This is a genomic window from Vibrio sp. 661, assembly GCF_033339315.1.
GTDB classification, from domain to species: domain Bacteria; phylum Pseudomonadota; class Gammaproteobacteria; order Enterobacterales; family Vibrionaceae; genus Vibrio; species Vibrio alginolyticus.
Window position 1 is genome coordinate 316,246 of the sequence record NZ_JAWOUJ010000003.1, and the last position, 19,688, is coordinate 335,933.

At 44.0% G+C, this 19,688-nt stretch carries 15 protein-coding genes and 1 tRNA gene; 7 read left to right on the forward strand and 9 right to left on the reverse strand.

Going from position 1 to position 19,688, the window contains the following annotated elements:
* Window positions 1-65 precede the first annotated feature (65 nt).
* Window positions 66-332, reverse strand: coding sequence for a hypothetical protein (locus tag R7P69_RS09455; protein WP_025766895.1), 267 nt, complete (start codon window positions 330-332; stop codon window positions 66-68).
* Window positions 333-623: 291 nt separating this feature from the next.
* Between R7P69_RS09455 and R7P69_RS09460 the strand changes: the two genes are divergently transcribed.
* Complete coding sequence (locus R7P69_RS09460) at window positions 624-1,952, forward strand: sphingomyelin phosphodiesterase (protein WP_047100810.1); 1,329 nt, start codon at window positions 624-626, stop codon at window positions 1,950-1,952.
* Entirely contained in the window at window positions 1,949-2,905 is a 957-nt protein-coding gene (locus R7P69_RS09465; protein ID WP_047100813.1) for a hypothetical protein, read from the forward strand. Before R7P69_RS09460 ends, R7P69_RS09465 begins: the two co-directional genes overlap by 4 nt.
* Before the next feature lie 84 nt (window positions 2,906-2,989).
* Here R7P69_RS09465 and trpS read toward each other — a convergent pair whose 3' ends face one another.
* On the reverse strand, window positions 2,990-4,012 hold the full coding sequence (gene trpS / locus R7P69_RS09470; RefSeq protein WP_025766897.1) for a tryptophan--tRNA ligase: 1,023 nt from the start codon (window positions 4,010-4,012) through the stop codon (window positions 2,990-2,992).
* A 601-nt stretch (window positions 4,013-4,613) separates the two neighbouring features.
* Between trpS and R7P69_RS09475 the strand changes: the two genes are divergently transcribed.
* Window positions 4,614-5,570 (forward strand): AEC family transporter, encoded by a 957-nt coding sequence (locus tag R7P69_RS09475; RefSeq protein ID WP_005388415.1) that lies wholly within the window; start codon window positions 4,614-4,616, stop codon window positions 5,568-5,570.
* Between the two features lie 44 nt (window positions 5,571-5,614).
* Here R7P69_RS09475 and R7P69_RS09480 read toward each other — a convergent pair whose 3' ends face one another.
* The 4 genes from R7P69_RS09480 to R7P69_RS09495 form a co-directional block, all read right to left on the reverse strand.
* The gene (locus R7P69_RS09480) at window positions 5,615-6,070 is read right to left on the reverse strand and encodes a MarR family winged helix-turn-helix transcriptional regulator (protein WP_238952264.1); all 456 of its coding nucleotides are present in this window, start codon (window positions 6,068-6,070) and stop codon (window positions 5,615-5,617) included.
* A gap of 187 nt (window positions 6,071-6,257) precedes the next feature.
* Window positions 6,258-9,419: an efflux RND transporter permease subunit gene (locus R7P69_RS09485; protein WP_005378264.1), complete on the reverse strand. Its 3,162-nt coding sequence runs from the start codon at window positions 9,417-9,419 to the stop codon at window positions 6,258-6,260.
* Between the two features lie 2 nt (window positions 9,420-9,421).
* The gene (locus tag R7P69_RS09490) at window positions 9,422-10,561 is read right to left on the reverse strand and encodes an efflux RND transporter periplasmic adaptor subunit (RefSeq protein ID WP_025766899.1); all 1,140 of its coding nucleotides are present in this window, start codon (window positions 10,559-10,561) and stop codon (window positions 9,422-9,424) included.
* Window positions 10,562-11,026: 465 nt separating this feature from the next.
* Entirely contained in the window at window positions 11,027-12,664 is a 1,638-nt protein-coding gene (locus tag R7P69_RS09495; RefSeq protein WP_258488654.1) for a methyl-accepting chemotaxis protein, read from the reverse strand.
* A gap of 774 nt (window positions 12,665-13,438) precedes the next feature.
* Here R7P69_RS09495 and R7P69_RS09500 point away from each other — a divergent pair.
* A complete protein-coding gene (locus R7P69_RS09500; protein ID WP_017820055.1) occupies window positions 13,439-14,428 on the forward strand; it encodes a Solitary outer membrane autotransporter beta-barrel domain in 990 nt (329 codons plus the stop codon).
* Window positions 14,429-14,433: 5 nt separating this feature from the next.
* On the opposite strand, the gene R7P69_RS09505 is transcribed toward R7P69_RS09500, so the two are convergent.
* Window positions 14,434-14,682, reverse strand: coding sequence for a hypothetical protein (locus tag R7P69_RS09505; RefSeq protein ID WP_005378271.1), 249 nt, complete (start codon window positions 14,680-14,682; stop codon window positions 14,434-14,436).
* Between the two features lie 816 nt (window positions 14,683-15,498).
* Here R7P69_RS09505 and R7P69_RS09510 point away from each other — a divergent pair.
* From R7P69_RS09510 to R7P69_RS09520, 3 genes are all read left to right on the forward strand, one after another.
* Window positions 15,499-16,830, forward strand: coding sequence for a cytochrome ubiquinol oxidase subunit I (locus R7P69_RS09510; protein ID WP_005388402.1), 1,332 nt, complete (start codon window positions 15,499-15,501; stop codon window positions 16,828-16,830).
* Between the two features lie 2 nt (window positions 16,831-16,832).
* A complete protein-coding gene (locus R7P69_RS09515) occupies window positions 16,833-17,825 on the forward strand; it encodes a cytochrome d ubiquinol oxidase subunit II (protein ID WP_017820054.1) in 993 nt (330 codons plus the stop codon).
* Window positions 17,826-18,174: 349 nt separating this feature from the next.
* Window positions 18,175-18,303: a hypothetical protein gene (locus tag R7P69_RS09520; protein ID WP_005378275.1), complete on the forward strand. Its 129-nt coding sequence runs from the start codon at window positions 18,175-18,177 to the stop codon at window positions 18,301-18,303.
* A 273-nt stretch (window positions 18,304-18,576) separates the two neighbouring features.
* On the opposite strand, the gene R7P69_RS09525 is transcribed toward R7P69_RS09520, so the two are convergent.
* A tRNA-Ser gene (locus tag R7P69_RS09525) sits at window positions 18,577-18,664 on the reverse strand.
* 144 nt (window positions 18,665-18,808) lie between these two features.
* Window positions 18,809-19,258: an L-alanine exporter AlaE gene (locus R7P69_RS09530; protein ID WP_005378276.1), complete on the reverse strand. Its 450-nt coding sequence runs from the start codon at window positions 19,256-19,258 to the stop codon at window positions 18,809-18,811.
* Window positions 19,259-19,688: the final 430 nt, after the last annotated feature.

Below are 19,688 nucleotides of genomic sequence, written 5' to 3' on the forward strand. Positions count from 1 at the left end.
ACGCTCTTATATACATCGGCTTGAGAGATCAAATCTTGACCAGTAATTGATAGTTTTATCACATGCTATTTTAGAGATAGGCTCGTATGCTCCTTATTGTGTCTACATCTTTTCATGAGCGCTTCTCGGCGCAGATCCAAGATCTCATCGATGAGCTTTTCTTTCGCGTTTATCCCAAAATGCTGGGCATAATTTTTTACTTTTGCTATCTCATTAGGCTGCAAGCGGTACACCTCTTTCTTTAAACGCGCTTCTGCTTCACTTCTAATCAGACCTTGCTCTTGTAACAATTTAATGATGGTTTCATCGGTTGGATTTACTGCTCTAGCCATGGTGCTCCATCTATCAATTTGAGTTCTAGCCATATGGCTAGATGAATGACGCCGCACAACTTATAGAGCAAAGATGACAGCTTGATTGCAGTGAATGCAATTCGTTGACTGTTGGTATTATTTTCCACCGCTTCAACGGCAACACACTCAATACCTCCACCCTCACCATTGAATAAAGATCACATTCTGATAACAATTTTCAACACTGGCTTAGATGTCATCCATATTTAACGTGCAAGTAACATTTATAAACAAGAATGATTACTCTAGTTCAAATGATGGAAAAATAAGATGAAATTTTCGCAGTGGAGCCTTTTATTAAGTAGCTTGATAGCGTTACCCAGCATTGCAGATACCGACGTTTACCTAACGAATAACTCTGATCAACCGTTAACTATTCAAGTAAAACATGAAGGTAGTGATTTGCTTCAATACGGAGACGAGTGGCAACAACATGTGCAGGTACTTGGTCCGTGGGAAACTAAATCTGTATTAAGCTTCAACCGCTGGGAGGGCGTGAAATCAAATCAAACTTACCGTTTTGAAACGGTGGTTTCTAGCCCCGAAGGTGAAAGCATAACACTCAATCAAATAATGGAAGGCCATTGGTACAATTCGACCATTGAATACGGCTTATCCGCAGCCGATGTCGAGTTATCTCTCAAAGATGATCGTAACATTCATCGTGCCAACACTAACGCTTTTGGTACGAGAGAAACCGAACTGGCATTTAAGTCAGACAGTACCGCTCGATATGATGATCTTTACTACACCATCACGCCAAGCAAGGTAGCGGAGTCTGTCGACAACGAAGAACAAAACCTTAAGTTGATGACTTATAACATCTGGGCGTTGACGGCTATTGCATCGCACATTGGAGATCGTTACGAACTGATTCCTCAACATGTAAAAGGTTACGATGTTTTGGCGCTGCAAGAGGTGTTTGCCAGCGGCCGTGAAGCATTCTTACGTGAGTTAGCCAAGGAATATCCTTACCAAACAAAGATGTTAGATAAAGAAGGCGTTAATATTCATGATGGTGGCGTAATCATAGTTAGTCGCTACCCTATCGTGAATGAAGCGCAATATGTCTTTCCCGATTGCTCTGGTACAGACTGCTTTGCCGATAAAGGCGTAAATTATGCGGAAATAATTAAAGGTGGTCAGGCTTACCATGTGTTTGCTACCCATACCGCATCTTTCGATACAGACACCGCCCGTGAGTATCGTCAGCGCCAGTTCAAACAAATCCGCGCACTCGCCCAATCTCTTGACATTCCTTCAAGCGAAACTGTGGTATACAGCGGCGACTTTAACGTCAACAAAAGAAAGTTCCCTGGTGACTACCAACAAATGATCGCTAACTTAAGTGCCATAGAGCCTCACTACTCTGGTTACACGGAGTCAACCTTTGATCCCCGTATCAATAACTTCGCAGGTGAAGCGTTATCAGGTGGCGAAAACGTGGAATACCTTGACTATGTTATGGTGAGTAGTGAATACGGGGTGAAATCATTCAATGACAACCGTGTAGACGTGCCGCGCACAACCGCAGAGAGTTTATGGAAACACTATAACCTTTCTGACCATTTCCCAGTAAGCGCAACAATCAAGCCATGAAGAAAATCGCTTTGATAATCATGTCCGCCATTATGGCGGGCATGATATTTTTAACTTTCAATCACGATGTTCAAAAAAAAGAGCTCGCTTCCTCTCCTTCCCCTAAGACAAAAAATCAGAGTGTCTCCAGTACATCACCACAAACAAGCAGCATCGTGCCCGATACGGATACTTCACCACAAACAGCTAACCTCCCTTCCACAGTTCAAATAACGACTGAGCGATTAACTCAACTCAAAGGCAGGAAACTTGTCGCTGAACTTGAGACGTTTTGGCATGAGTGTATGTTGAACCGTAGTTGTGAAGAGCAGATCGCCTTGTTTGAGGCGCATTTATCTTCAGCTCGATTCCAGCTTTTGGCGAACTACCCTCAGCTCAGCAGCCAATGGCAAGAGAGTGTAGGAAATTTGTTATTTGATAAGCAACAATCACTGGCGTCGCGTATTGCACAGCTGAAGAACGAAGCAAGAAGCATCTGGGGAGAATTGGCTGATGTTGTTTTCGCGGATGAGTTCGCGCTGTACGATTTCAACTTAGAAGCCCAAAAGCTGGACACTCAAAGCCCAGATAACTTTTTGCGAGCTTTCGAGCAACTCACCATTGACTGGCAAGAACATGCAGGTGCTATCGGGCTAACAAGCGACCAGGAAAAATATGAGCGTGCGGTCACCCTGATTCCTAATAGTATGAGCCTACCAGATCGCTTGGCGCTCATCGCAGAGCTAGAACGAACTTACTTAACGAAAGAAGAAAGTAAAAACATTCATGCTCGTCAGCAGCAAATTACAGAGCAAAAAAAACAAGTCAAAGATTACCAACAAGCATTACAACAACTTGAGTCCAAGCTAAGAACGCAAAGAGCTTCTAGCCATTCAAATTTGTCAGAACCGGAATGGCAAAGCTATTACCAACAAGAAGTCGCGGATTTTCGTCGTGAATTTTTTTCTTCTTAACAATGCGCTTTGACTGACTGGGAACTTAAAAAGGCACGTTGCTAACCAGCCGTCGTGCCTTATGTTCAACTCTCTACTTTTAATTCAGAACAAATTTAAACCAAATACATCTTTCACATCAAATAGCACTTTTTCGGTTTTCTCGCGAGAACGCTCACTACCTTGTTTTAAAATATCAATCAGCTGCGCTTTATCATTCAAATACATAGCGCGCTTTTCTCGAATAGGGCGAAGCATCTCTTGTAAGCATTCTTCTAACACTTTCTTGGTCAAACCATCACCTAACCCACCTCGTCGATAATGGTCTTTTAGCTGTTCGACATAATTTTTATCAGGATGAAAAGCATCGAGGTAGATGAATACAATATTCCCTTCGACTTGGCCAGGGTCCTCAATTTTCAGATGATTGGGATCGGTATACATAGATTTCACTGCCGCGGAAATCTCCTTTTCGGAGGCCCCTAAGTTGATTGCGTTCCCCATGCTTTTAGACATCTTATTTTTACCGTCAGTACTCGGCAAACGAGGTGCATCGCTAAGTAATGGACGGCATTCTCTAAGAACCTCTTTTCCACCCAGATGGTTTATTTTTCTCACGATTTCATTAGTTTGCTCTAACATCGGCAGTTGGTCATCACCCACTGGTACTAGCGTCGCATGAAACCCCGTAATATCGGCAGCTTGAGAAATTGGATATGTTAAAAAGCCAGCAGGAATAGAGCGTTCAAAGCCTTTACTTTGAATCTCATTTTTAACCGTGGGGTTTCGCTCTAATCGTGCGATAGAAACAAGATTACTGTAATACATTGTCAACTCGGCTAACGCTGGAATTTGAGACTGCAACGTGATCGTAGTTTGAGCGGGGTTGATACCAACAGCCAAATAATCTGCAACGACATTGAGAATATTAGAGGATACCTTTGATGGATTATGCGCGTTATCCGTCAACCCTTGCATGTCCGCGACCAAGATCGTTTGCTCGTGCTCCGTTTGCAATTTGACTCGTTGTTGCAATGAACCAATATAGTGCCCTAGGTGTAATGGACCTGTTGCTCGATCTCCGGTAAGTATAATTTCACGCTGAGATGTATTTTTATGGCTATTCATATTTGTCTCCAAGTATTTAATAGATCGCTACTGGAGATAAAAAGATCAAACACTCTTAGCTACCATCCAGCAGCTTAAGAATGTAAGTATTCCGCGCCGCTCTATTTAGAGCGCCACCAAGAGAAGGTTGTTAATGAAGGGCGAACGTGTATTTTCATGTTTTTTAAACTAACAGCACACACCGCAGAACTCAATCTGTTTTGTACTGAATTAGTGTGAGTGTTCCAACAGCGAATTAAGAGGATTACATTGGTAAAGACATCGCAATGACCAAAACCGCACCAAATACCGAACCAGAGACAAACGCACACAGTACAGTTTTGTTGTGTTTCCTTTTCATTGATGAACTCCTATCCATAACTACGATGACCAGCCCTCACATCTAATACGCATGTGGATGCATCACGACAACGAGTTAACCAACATATCGCACGTAGGACCAGTACCGCTTTGTTAAATTGGGACCTCGTCCATAACTTGGAGTGTAAATGACTCCGGAACCTACAACAGAAGAAAATTTCATCACGTTACTGTCCTACCCTCCGGGTTTGTGGCTTAATAGGCAACAGGAACACTTTTTTCTTTTGCTGCGGATACTTACATGGAAGCTGTTTTACATCAGTTGCAATTCTCTTTGTCGATAACCGGACCTATCTGTTTGATGTTGGTACTTGGCGTTCTTTTTAAGCGCTTTGGTCTAATCAACGATAATTTTATCGAAGTAGGCTCTAAACTGGTGTTTCAAGTTACCTTGCCTGCAATGTTATTTGTCAGCATTGTGGCTTCAGAACACGACTTTTCCGCGGCAAGTGGATTCGTCAATTTCGGCGTCATCGCTAGTATTTCGTTTTTCATTTTCACCTACCTTTCCGTCAAACTTCTGTTCAAAGCATCGCCTGACCAAGGCGTTCTCATCCAAGGTGGGTTCCGAGCAAATACAGGTATTATTGGTATCGCTTACGTTGCCAATGCGTATGGTTCTCAAGGTGTGGCGCTAGCTGCGCTCTATGTCGCGGTCACCACATTTATTTATAACGTCCAAGCGGTAATTTGCTTATCGCCCAAGGGGGCAACGTCTGCCTCGCAAGCAGCAAAGATGATGGGCCGAACACTGACTAGGAATCCGCTCATAATCTCCATTGTTCTAGGAATGGCTTTTTATTTACTCGCTATTCCAGTACCGAATGTGGTTATTGATGCAGGAGACTACTTGTCCAAAATGACATTGCCTTTGGCGCTGTTGTGTACGGGTGGCTCACTTGACTTTAGCTTGATGAGAAAAGAGAAAGGTCCATCTTGGTTTGCGAGCAGTTACAAGCTCATCGTAGCGCCAGTCATCATCACCATGGGAGCTTACTTAGTAGGATTTCGAGGAATTGAGCTAGGTATTCTTTTCTTTATGAACGCCTCTCCAGTCGCTGCTGCCAGCTATGTCATGGCGCGTTCCATGGGAGGCAATGCCACGTTAGCTGCAAATATCATCGCACTCACTACGGTGCTTTCTACCGTGACCTGTACGTTGGGCATCCTATTTCTTAAGTTCTACAACTTAATATAATTGGTCCGCGATAAAATAAAGACGCTAGACGGCATTGATGTCAGTTACTGGTCGTGATTCGCAAAAGTGAGCTTTCTTACCAGACGAAAAAATTCACTCACTTCAGATTCCGACAAACAAGAAAAAAACTCTTTCTGTAAATTCGTCATGATTTGATGAACTTGCTTTAAAGCATTTGCTCCCTCTTTTGTCATGCTTAGCATTTTAAGGCGCTGATTCGATTTACTTTTAGAAACTTGAACAAACCCTCTCTTTTCCAGATTGTCCACCATCCGCTTTGCTACACTTCGCTCAGTTCGAACCGCATCAGCCAACGCTTGCTGGCTCATAGGTTGAAATTCTTCTAAAGCGGCCAGTGCACTTGCCATTTCTAGTGTCATCAAATTTTGCCGAGACAGCTCGGCTTGGGCACGATTGCGGTACATGCGCTGCATCACACCGCAGACAAACATAGGGCTTTGATCCAAAACGGAAATTGGGGAAATTTTCTGATCTTTCATCGTCGTTTTTCTTCTTTAGGCTTTCATTCGGCCGAAAAGGCTGTGCTGATACTGCACACAACACGCCGTCTTTCAGGCTCGCGTCATAGACGGTAACCACCAAGTGAAAACATAAAATAAAGAGCGCCGAAGCGCCCTTTAATCGTGTTTATTATCACTAGTATAACTCAGTTAAAACAACCAAGTCCTACTCGCTTTGCTGAGTGGGTTTAGTGCTGGTCTCAGACAACTCTGCCTCCGACTCTTTTCTCGCACGTCGATCAAACAATCGCTCAACCACTACAAAGAAGATTGGGACGAAGAATATACCCAATATCGTGGCACTGATCATGCCACCAAGTACGCCGGTACCTACTGCGTTTTGACCTGCCGATCCCACACCTGAACTGATAGCAAGTGGTACCACACCCAAACCAAAAGCAAGCGATGTCATGATAATTGGGCGCAGACGAACGCGAACAGCATGTAAGGTTGCTTCGATAAGCCCAGCGCCTTTCTCATAGTAGTCCTTTGCAAACTCAACAATCAGAATGGCGTTTTTGGTTGCCAAGCCGACCGTAGTTAATAAGCTCACCTGGAAGAACACATCGTTATCCATACTGCGCGTCATTACCGCAAGCACAGCACCAAGCACACCAAGAGGAACAACTAACACCACGGCGAAAGGTACTGACCAACTTTCATACAAAGCGGCAAGAACTAAGAATACGACGAGGATAGATAGCGCATATAGCATCGGCGCTTGGTTTCCGGAAAGGCGCTCTTCATACGAAATACCATTCCAGTTCACCGTGAAACCTTCTGGTAGCTTTTCTACCATTGCTTCAATTTCTTCCATGGCTTCACCAGTACTTACACCAGGAGCTGCACCGCCTTGAATATTCATTGCTGGCAAACCATCAAAGCGCTGCAAAAGAGGAGAACCATATGTCCACTCGCCACTCGCAAAAGCAGAGAAAGGCACCATCTCTCCCTTAGCGTTGCGTACGTACCATGAATCGAAGTCTTTTGGCTGCATGCGGTATTCCGCATCACTTTGCACCATCACTTTCTTCACACGACCGCGGTCAATATAATCGTTAATGTAAGCCCCGCCCCATGCAGCTGACAGGATTTGGTTTACGTCATTGATACTGACATCCAAAGCACGAAGTTTGACGTGGTCAATGTTCACTTTGTACATTGGCGCATCTGCCTGACCGTTTGGACGAACACCGACAAGTTTCGGGTTTTGTGCTGCCATGCCCAGAAGTTGCCCTTGAGCCGCAACTAATGCATCGTGCCCTTTATTCAACGAGTCTTGGAGATAGAAATCGAAACCTGTCGAGTTACCTAGCTCTTGAATCGCTGGAGGGGCGAACGCAAACACCAAAGCTTCTTTAATGGTAGAGAAGTACCCCATCGCTCGGCCCGTAATGGAAGCCGCATCAGCGCCAGGCGCTTCACGCTCAGACCAATCTTTCAGGCCGATAAATGCCATCCCCATGTTTTGGCCTTGACCTGCGAAACTAAAGCCCGCAACAGAGAAGACGGATTTTACATTGTCTTTTTCGTCTACTAGGTAAAAGTCACGCATTTTCTCAAGTGTTTTTTCCGTCTGTTCTTGTGTTGAGTTAGGCGGCAAAATAGCCATTGAGAATACTGTGCCTTGGTCTTCATCTGGCAAAAATGACGTTGGAAGGTTCATAAATAACCAGCCAGCACCTGCACTCATTGCCAAAAATACAACCAACATGCGACCTGTGCGTTTTAGAAGTTTGGCAACGCCGGTTTCATAGCCTGCTGTCATCGCATCAAACTTGCGGTTAAACCAGCCAAAGAAGCCTTTCTTCTCTAGAAGCTCAGCATCGCCTTTTTTCAGCAACGTAGCGCACAATGCCGGAGTCAGAATTATCGCAACCAAAACGGAAAGCGTCATAGCCGCCACAATAGTTATCGAGAACTGACGGTAAATAACCCCGGTAGAACCAGACATAAACGCCATAGGGACGAATACCGCTGAAAGCGTCAACCCCACACCAATCAGGGCACCAGTGATCTGCCCCATCGATTTTTTGGTCGCTTCTTTGGGCTCTAAACCATCTTCATGCATCACACGCTCGACGTTTTCCACCACAACGATGGCATCATCCACCAGCAAACCGATAGCCAGAACCATCGCGAACATGGTTAACGTGTTTACGCTAAATCCAGTCGCGTACAAAATAGCGAAGGTTCCGAGCAATACGACAGGCACTGCGATCGTTGGAATGATCGTCGCACGGAAGTTCTGCAAGAACAGGTACATGATTAAGAACACAAGAAGAATAGCTTCTAATAGCGTTTTAACCACTTCTTGAATCGAGGCTTTGACGAATGGTGTTGTTTCAAATGGGTAAGCAATCTGCAACCCTTCTGGGAACGTTGCACTCAGTTGTTCTAAGCGCTCTTTTACCGCATTGGCTGTCTCAAGCGCGTTTGCGCCAGTACCTAATGAAATACCTAACCCCGATGCTGGGAAGCCATTATATTGGCCTCGAATATCATAACTTTCTGCACCACGCTCAACGCGAGCTACATCTTTCAAATAAACATTCGAACCACTGGCGTCGGACTTAAGAATGATGTCTTGGAACTCTTCTACACTGCTCAAACGACTTGCAGAAGAAATCGTAGCATTCAACAACTGACCCTCCTGCGCAGGTGCCGCACCAAGTTGACCTGAAGAAACTTGCGCGTTCTGTTCACTGATTGCATTTGCTACGTCGATCGCGGTCAAGTTGAATTGCGTAAGCTTAAATGGATCCAGCCAAACTCGCATCGCATACTGCGCACCAAACGCCTGCACTTGTCCTACGCCAGTTACACGACTTATCGGGTCTTGAATATTCGTTACAACAAAGTCGCCGATATCGTTTTCTGTAAAGTCAGGATCTTCAGAATAAACTGCGACAACCATGAGAAATGCCGTATTGGATTTATTGACGACAATACCTTGGTTTTGTACCTCCATCGGCAATGAAGTCAATGCCAATTGCAGTTTGTTCTGCACCTGTACTTGCGCGATATCAGGATCAGCTTCGCTATCAAACGTCAGGGTAATTGTCGCATTACCAAATGCATCACTGCTCGATGATAGGTAGCGAAGGTAATCTAATCCTGTCATGTTTTGCTCGATAACCTGCGTTACCGAGTCTTCAACGGTTTTTGCTGATGCACCTGGATAGCGAGCACTGATGGTGATCGTCGTCGGTGAAATCGTTGGGTATTGCGAGACGGGTAAATTGAATAATGACATTACCCCCGCCAACATCGTTAGAATCGCGAGAACCCAAGCAAATACCGGACGATCGATAAAAAATCGTGCCATGATTACTCCTGTTCACCGTTTTGGATAGTTACCGAACTGCCTGGCCCTACCTTTTGTAAACCGGCGGTAATGACTTTATCACCCGCGTTCAAACCATCAATAATGCGCCATTGGCTATTGATCGCTTCGGCAGTCTTCACTGGTTTCGCTTCCACTTTGTTCTCGCCATTAACCGTCATCACTGTCGCTTTACCTGTCGCATCACGAGATACCGTATTTTGTGGTATTAGAATCGCATCAGGGTCGACACCAGTAATGACCGTCGCACGAACAAACATTCCAGGTAGCAACAAACCGTCAGGGTTTGGGAATTCGGCACGAAGCGTCACGCTGCCCGTACTTTCGTTCACATTGACCTCAGTAAATTTCATTGTGCCTTTGTGTTCGTAAGTGCTGCCATCTTCAAGCATCAATGTAACTTGCGCAGAGTCATCTTCTTGCATATGGCCTTGGGAGAGTGATGCTTTCAAACGCAGCAGTTGCGCGGATGATTGCACAATATCAACATTGATAGGGTCAAGCTGCTGAATGGTCGCTAATTTGTCAGCTTGGTTAGCCGTAACCAACGCACCCGCTGTCACACTCGATTTACCGATCACCCCGCTAATCGGAGCTTTGACTTGCGTATAATCTAAGTTGATTTTTGCTGTGTTGATCTTGGCTTTTGCGACTAGGACCTGCGCTTTCGCTTCTTTGTATGCCGCTTCTGCTTCATCCAAGTCTTGTTGGCTGATGGATTTTTTGGTGATCAAGGTTCTGTAACGCTTCACCGTGGCATAGGTCGACTCTGCCGCAGCTTGCGCACGGATTAATTCCGCTTCAGCGCTCAGCAAATCCGCCTGAAATGATGAATCATCAATTTGATATAGCGACTGTCCTTGTTCAACAAGGCCACCTTCAACAAAATTTCGCTCCGAAATAATGCCAGTGACTTGCGGACGAACTTCTGCTTCTTTGAATGCTCTGCTACGACCCGGCAACTCTACTGTCAATGCTTGGCGCGTTGGCTGCACTGTTAACACTTCTACTTCGGTTACGGGCGCAGGCCCCCCACCTTGGCTCGATCCTTCTTCGCTAGGTTGACATCCAACCACAAAAAGGCTCGACGCAATCAGCAGAGATAGCGTGGTTTTACGTCTCATGAATTTTTCTCTCTTATCTACCGACAAGCCTTCAAGATTCCTTATTAAAAGCTTCTAGAATGACTTAATAATGACTAATGGATGTATATCCAGAACAAATTAATTAGGATGATAAATACCCAGTGTTGTACATACAACAAAATTTACAGTTCTATACGCTTACGAAAAACGTTTATGGTAAAGGTGTTATGAAGTTCTCAAATTTGAAGATTTTGGGTTGGAAATCACATTTTCCTGTGTGCAATTGCAATGGTTAAAAAGCAGCAAAAGTGATGATAAAAGCATCATCACGCTGTACAGAGTTTGTTACCGCTGTCTAGGGTTATTTGCCCACTCTGGTATACGAACTAAAGTGAGAAAGGAATGTAAATATAGTCGAAATTTCACAAGTCAGGTTCGCCACTTATCTAAAAAATAACCCGCTAAGAAGCGGGTTATTTCGTCAGTGAGATTGCTGTTCTCAGCTTATACTTTGAACTGACTGACCTGATGATCTAAACGTTGAGTTTGCTCTGACAACATGGCTAAAGAAGCTTGCGCTTGGTTTACGATTTCCACAATTGAAGTGCTACTGTCTGCAATGCCTTGTACGTTGCTATTTACTTCGTCACTTACTGTACTTTGCTGGCTCGCAGCCGTTGCAATGTGTGTATTCATCTCGTTCATACGTGAAATCGCGTTCAAGATTTCAGAAAGGGATTCACTCGCTCGGCCAGCGGACTTGATCGTTTCATCACTGCTATTTTGGCTACCGAGCATCACTTCTACAGCTTGTCCTGCACCAGATTGTAGCTTTTCAATCATGGTTTGGATTTCTCCCGTACTCTGTTGCGTACGACTGGCTAAAGAACGAACCTCGTCCGCTACCACAGCAAAGCCTCGCCCTTGCTCTCCAGCGCGAGCCGCTTCAATGGCTGCGTTAAGCGCTAATAAGTTTGTTTGCTCGGCAATACCACGAATTACATCCAGTACGGACGCAATGTTACTCACATCATGATCCAATGTGTTAATGACGTGGCTTGCGCTTTCGATTTCACTTGCGAGGCTGCGAATTGAGCTAACCGTTTGATCCAAAATAACATTGGTATTGGTAAGTTCATCATTCGCTGTTTGGCTCGCAACCGCGGCTTCGTTAGCGCTATCGCTTACATTTCTGCTGGTGACTTGCATTTCGTGCACTGCCGCCGCTACCGCCTCACTATCTTTTTGCTGAGAAACGGTCGAGTTCGCGATGGTCTTGGTCAACGAGCTAAGATTTGCCATTTCGTTACGTAGGGTATTTGAGCTTTCAATTACCTGAGCGACTGTCACTTGAATTTTGGACACAAACTGGTTAAATGCGTCTGCTAAATTGCCAATTTCGTCTTGTGTTTTTACATCGATTCGCTGACTTAGATCACCTTCACCGGACGCAATTTCTGTCATCGCATTTTTAATATCATTGATAGGCTTCACAACCGTTTGCAACAACAAAAACGCCATCGCAATAGCGGCCAGAATAACAATCACAATGCCCGCTTCAAGAATGAGTTCTGCTCTTGTTGCAGCCGCTGATATTTCGTCCTTCAATTGGCTTTGCTTTTCTTCTATTGCATCTTTTACAACGTTAAGCTGCGCTCTAACCTCGATAAATTGGTCTTCAAAGGTATGTTTGTGCTCATTGTAGTAACCACGCCATTGAGATTGAGGTAAACGTAGCATCGCCTCATAACTTGCTAACCATTTTTCACCCAAAGAGACAAGCGTTCGAACTTCATTACCATGTGTAGAAGGCGTCACACCGGCTTGCGATAGCTCAATCATTTGTTCCATACGCGGCAGCGCTTTGTATGCGTTGTCTTTGTATTCACCGATGTGGTGATCAATATCGGTTTGAGTATCAGAAAGAGCAACACCTTGGATTGCAGATGTAGCTTGGTAAAGATCGCGGTAAGCATCCTCAATCGTTAATAAGTTCGGCACGATCTGTTCGTTGAGTGTCTCACTCAATTCAGATTGCTTCCAACTTGTCATAACGTTTAATACAGAGCTCACAATAAACAATCCAATAATCAATGACAGCGGAATCACTATCTTCTGCTTGATCGTTAAGTTCTGGAACATGAATAGACTCTCTTTATTTATGGTATACAAACTGCCGGAAATTATATCAAACAAATAGAGTATACTATTAGGTAAAAGAGGCTATTCAACATGAAATCTAATGACTTTTTGACAAGGGTTCTAATTTCAACAATTAGTTGATTTTATACAAAATTTAACAAAGAGATCTTTTCAAAAGATGCAAATTAAAATGCTCTTTCAAAACGAAAAATATGTAACAGAAAGTGAATTAAAAGGGACCACATTTTGAAGAATAGATCGACTCAATGATTTACTGAGAACACATACAAAACACAGTTCTTGGATTGAGCACCACCGCGGAATATGCAAAGGTCCGAACATTTCTTCTAAAGCTCAAAAAAACCATTGTTTATCTGACGTATTTAAGGGTACTCCTTGATGATGTTAGTCGTGATGTTGGCAGACAGGATGCTTACAAGTTTTCGAAGTTAACCAGTAGCACAGTGAACGATTCAGATTTTCTTGAGCGCCAAGGCAATAAAAAAGTTTGCTATTTTCCTCTCAAGAGACGCATTAAAGAAAATAATGCAACCTAGTCACAAAGTCTTGCTACATCTTCAGAAAAGAATGATGTTGCTAAACAAATCTGGTGCAGCATACACATTGAAGCTAAACTCGTTTAAGGAACTTTTTCATATCAATATGAGAAAACATAGATTTCTCAAAGTTACACCGACCATTCAACGATTAAACTAATGTTAGCGTACCGGTACGTCCAAAAACTCCATGCATGAACCATTTGAAAGAGCCAAAATGTTCCAACCCAACTTCGCCTCAGTGGAGTGGCGAGTCGTTTCGCTCGCTCTCCTACTCTCTCTTCCTAACACAGCTCAAGCGGATCCACTAGATAAGGAAATTAGCAACCTTCTCCAACAACGTTTTTCTATCGCGGTTTTGCTGTCCGACACTGACGCAATTGCGTTTGGTATTGGCGACTTTGATCCGAATGCATTATTTGATACCGCCAACCCAGAGTTCGGGACTGACGAGTCAATCAATGAACGTCGAAGCAAATCCGTATATGTTCTCCCTTACACGACTAACTTTGACATAGAGGGCAGCGAGGACTTACATGAGCTGTCGTTTAAGGCATTTACGATACAAACAGAGAATGATCTCAAACTATTCGGCACAAGTAAGGATCTTCTCAAGGAAAGGACATACGGTGCATCGATTGGTTATGGGTATCTATACAAAGCAAGTGAAAACGTCACCCTTAGCACCAGAACGACGACTCACCTTATGCGTTATAAAAACTCATTCTCTACCGATAATAAACTTTCATCCATCATTGGAAGAATCCTAGACGGCCGTGCCGTTAACGTTTCAGCATGGGCGGCAATAGTTCAACCATCCATTAAAGCCAAATACACGTCTCCCACAATTTGGGGGAAATGGCATGCCAGTTCGACATTGAATTCATTCATTGGGCACAGCTGGGGAAGCGCAAATAACGGCAATATAGGCAACCCTAAAGGTTGGTACCTATCTAATGAAATCACCGGTTACTACAATATTTATCACGGTGAGCAGGCTTTATTTACCGGGATTAAAAGAGTCGACCTTTCGCATGATTTAAGCGATGAACTGGGAAGTCCGCATTACTACGAAGCTTCTATAGGATGGCTATTTTATGCACCAAAGCCCTTTGATTGGTTGGACAATTTCGGCATAGGCGTTAACTTCAACTACGGCTCGACTCTCAGAGGCGGCAGCATTCAGCTTTACTACAACAAACAATAAAGCCGTCAATACAGGAACCAGTTGGTAGCATATATAACAAGAAGAACGAGAAGACACAAAAGGAATGGCAGAGTTAGCGTCTTCGCAAACTTTTTCATGAGACTTGGGTTATCAAACACCACACCTTCCGCTTCTCTTACCCTTCGCTCTTCGTCAAAATGCCATTTAATGGCTAAGTAGGCTCCTATCCCTAATACAATAAGCTTAAAAGCTCCAGCAAAGTAAGGAAAGAAATTAGCCCAACTGTCATTCATTATCCATCTCCATCAAATTCAATATCAGCTTTGCGGTGGCAGAATCCAAGATTCATGTAGAATGCCCCCCTCAAAGTCAGACTCTCTGGCTAGCGCCAGTCTACTGCTCGAGATAGCTGTCCACAACTCTCTTTACCATATCGGCATCTATTAATTATTTAATAAATAATAAGAAAGACACTAGCACACTTGCTGAAAAGTAAGTGTCAGTTTGGATTGAAACTCATCAGAAATCGAAAATGGTCCGCAGTCGACTTGTTGATCTAGTGAAAGCCGAATTACCTAGCGCCAAATCGTTCGCTAGTATAAAAATGTAGCCTATCGCACTTCTGGTCGAGTGCTAACGAACTTATGATGCATATGTCATTAGCAGTGCAATTTTAAGTTTATCAATTAGCTAAAGTTTCCCACCTTAACTGCCAGTAAGTTTGCTGTGTTTGAGATGATCTCGACATGACTAGTGTATAAATAGTATGGAGGTTCAAAGTGAAGGCAAGGCAATTTTCCTTACTAAAAATATTGTTTTTGTAATTTTATTTCAGGATTATCGAAACCATCATAAGGATAATTCGAACTAATCTTAATCCATGCTCCTTCAGTTACATTTGCTTTCTTTTACTCACTTCTCGCGACTATTAGTGGCATTTTGAGACAATTTCCTACACTCCTTTCTTTCCCTTAGTTGATATAAATCATGGTTAGAAGAAAACAGAATCACCTGTATTTCTCGATACATGAATCCAAACTGCCCGACTTTTCGTAACTAAATTACAGATAGACACGATTTTTAGTATGGCACGTTTTTGAGGAACCAAGATGTTAGATACCCTCATGCTGTCGCGGATCCAGTTCGCGGCCAATATCAGCTTTCATATTCTCTTCCCGACCATCACCATCGCGTTGGCATGGATGTTGGTGTTTTTCAAGTGGCGATATAACCGCACCCAAGCCCCCGTATGGCTCGATGTTTATTACTTCTGGGTCAAGATATTCGCTCTTACTTTCGCCTTAGGTGTAGTATCCGGCATTACGATGAGTTTCCAGTTTGGTACCAACTGGCCAGGCTTTATGGAACGAGTCGGTAACGTAGCAGGACCATTGCTCGGATACGAAGTGATGACCGCCTTCTTTATGGAAGCCACCTTCCTTGGCGTGATGCTTTTTGGACGAGGACGAGTGCCGGAATGGGTTCATACTCTCGCCACCGTTCTGGTTGCTGTTGGGACAAGTATGTCCGCGTTTTGGATTCTAGTGCTTAACAGCTGGATGCACACACCAAGTGGCTATGAAGTGATTGACGGAATTGTACATGTAACCAGTTGGAAGGAAGTTATTTTCAATCCTTCTTTACCTTACCGTCTTCTGCACACGCTATTAGCATCGGCGCTGACTGCCAGCTTCTTGATTGCGGGTATTTCGGCTTATCAAATAATGAAAAAGCCAGATCATCGCTCAGCCAAACTTGGCCTAAAAGTCGCGCTGTTCGCGGCGGCTGGATTCATCCCAATTCAAATCTTTGTCGGTGACCTTCACGGGTTAAACACGCTTGAACATCAACCTGCAAAAATCGCAGCGATGGAAGGCGTGTGGGAGACCGAGCAAGGCGCGCCTCTTCTTCTGTTTGCGATGCCAAATGAAGAAACTCGCAGCAATGATTTTGAAGTGGGCATCCCAAAGCTGGCGAGTTTGATTCTTACGCATGACTTAGATGGGGAAATCCAAGGACTTAACGAGTTTGCACCTGACCACCCGCCAGTGAAGCCCTTGTTCTTTGGTTTCCGCGTGATGGTTGGTGTTGGTGTCCTTATGTTGCTTGTTAGCTGGTATGGCGCGGTGAAGCTAGCACGTAAAAAAGCGCTACCTAAACCTTACCTGTACACGGTATTAGCCATGACGTTCTCTGGTTGGATAGCCACACTGGCGGGTTGGTATGTTACTGAGATTGGTCGACAACCTTGGTTGGTCAGCGGTGTATTGCGTACATCAGAAGCCGTCACCACGGTTGCGAGCAGTAGCGTGATGACTTCGCTCATTATGTACTTAGCCATTTATGCTGCATTGCTGGTTGCGTACATCCATACCCTATTCTATTTGGCGCGCAAAGACGTTGCAGCCCATGAAGTCCCACTGACACAACAAGAGGCCTAATCATGCTCGACTATCTACCAGAAATTTATCTTCTGCTGCTTGGCTTCTCGGTCTTTATGTATGCCGTGCTCGACGGCTACGATCTTGGCGTCGGTATCCTTTTACCGAGTGATAATGAAGCGCAACGTGACCGAATGATAGCGTCTATCGGCCCTTTCTGGGATGCGAATGAAACGTGGTTGGTGTTAGCCGTCGGTATTCTGCTGATTGCCTTTCCTACTGCTCATAGCTTGATTTTGACGGAACTTTATATGCCGACCGCGATTATGCTTATCGCACTGATCATGCGTGGCGTGGCGTTCGACTTCCGAGCCAAAGCGAACTCGGATCATAAACCTCACTGGGATTGGTGCTTCAGAATTGGCTCGTTAGTCACCGCGCTAACCCAAGGCTACATGGTGGGTCGTTACATCATGGGATTTGAACAATCAACCGAAGCATTTGGCTTTGCTTGGTTAAGCGCACTTTGTGTAGCGGCGGCGTACGTTTACATCGGTGGCGCATGGTTAGTACTAAAAACGGAAGGTGATTTGCAAATACGCTCGGCCCGTTGGTCTCGCCGTGCTGGTTGGTTAGCAGCCTTAGGAATCTTGGTGGTTAGCGTTGTAAACCCAATTGTAAATCAACAAGTTGCCTTGCGTTGGTTCAGCTTCCCAGAAATCTTGTTGCTTGCCCCAGTTCCGTTAATTGTATTGGCAACCATCTTCCTAGTTGATCGCTATTTGCGTCAGGTTCCAATGGTGAATGATCTGGGTGTGCGCTGGCCTTTCTTTGGTGTCACTGTCATTTTCGCGTTGAGCTTTCTCGGGCTTGCGTATAGCTTCTTCCCAGAAGTTGTGCCGGGATTAATGACCGCACAACAAGCTGCCTCCTCGCCTGCGACGTTAATAATCGTGGGCTACGGTGTGATGATTGTTATGCCGGTGATATTGCTTTACACCTTTGTGGTATACCGGATCTTCAAAGGCAAAGCGACAGAACTTAGCTACAAGTAGGAAAGGGAATTCCTCAACAAAGCGCCGCTGCTCATGCGGCGTTTTTTTGCAGTACTCAACGACTAAAGTATCTACCCAAGGCGACTGAGTGGGAACGCTGAGAGAATGTAGCGGCAGCCAGTAGTTTGTTCCTAACTAGAACGAGATAACCGTTTCTCAACTATAGCGATACAGGCACAAAAACAGAAAGAATATTTGATGTTACAAAAGGTAGACCGCCACTTTAAAACGCTTTGAGTATTTTTTGCGCTCAATGTGGTGCAAGTATACTTATGCTTTTTATGACTTGTGAACACTCAATTGCATGTTATGTTGCTGTTGAAATCGTACATGAAATAAGGACAAGAACATGAAGATAAGATGCAAAACGACGCAAAGCATTGAAAAATTTAACCCTGATGACCTCAATCTAAACACAGATCTCTTTGGTATGATTGCTGTTGTATTCGTGTTCATGGCTGTTTTGCTTAGCATCTAGTAGCACTACGTTCATTCTTGTGGCCGTATTCATACCTCATGTGATATGGGTGCTAAATTCTAGATTAAAGCGGATGTGCTAACCCGCACCAATCAGATTATGGCTGCCTCTGTATAGCATCTTCAATTTTGGCGTTGTATAGAGGTGAGATGTGAATAGTTGGCTTGTAGATAGAATGGCGCTTGCACCTTGAGCACTCTTGTGTACTTTCAATTACGCATTACTTTAGTGTAGATACGAAAAAAGGCCTGACAAATCAGACCTTTTAGAATGTGGCGGTGAGTGAGAGATTCGAACTCTCGATACGTTGCCGTATACACACTTTCCAGGCGTGCTCCTTCAGCCACTCGGACAACTCACCGAATCAAATTTTGGTTAGCATCATTGGCTAACGAGGCGCTAATTTAATGATTATGTGCCTGATGGTCAAGGCTAAACATAAAAAAAAGCGCCCTTTTCGAATCGATTGCTCACTAAGTAACTAAATTGAGCAAAACTGGGGCATTTACATGCTTTGAGAATAACCGGGAACACGGAACCAACGGCGGCACATATCCAAGAAGTACCCATACAACACACCCATGCCACAAGAAATAACAGCGTTACTTGCCACTGCGGTCACAATTTGATCTGTAGACGCGCCAACCGCGAATAAGATACCCGCATAAACTGGAGATTGAAATAGTACATAAGCGACCAGATCAGAGATGTTTTTCATAAAGGAAGACGGCGACACCTTACTACCTTGATGCAGCACCCAATCACGAAAAACCCCATACGGCCAAGCAATGGCGATATTCACTGGAATCGATAGCGTACGCGATGCTAGAGATTGCTCAAATGTCATCCCTGAAATCAAAATCTCGACAATCATCCCTGTGATAAAGCAAAAAACAACCATAGCAAAGGTATCCGCTGCGGCGTGACGAATACAAAATGGTCCACGAGACTTCATTTACAAAACCCTTAAAATCAAACACTGCAATTAATAAAAATAATAAAACTATTAACCACTAAAAAGACATCAAGCCAGTTAATGATGCAATTAGAACACACAAAAACTAGCTTATGGCTCTGTATTTAAAATTAAGTTGTAAATTTATAACCAACTTTTAAAGTAAAAGTAGTTTTTTTCACCAATGGCGAGTAAAAACGCCTAAAATTACGTAAAAATGGTACAAAAACACGGATTTCACTTACATAAAAAGGGGTTACGATAATTATTTTGACGTAAAGTTAGAACAAAACTCGGACTGTAAACAGTCACTCCTATAGCTTATGCTACCAAGCTGCGAAAATTCAGAGTATTACCGATATAATCACAGTAGAAGGTCTTGCTGCTTTACTCGTAAAAGTAAAACTGCAAGCCTGTTCATTGCAGGTTA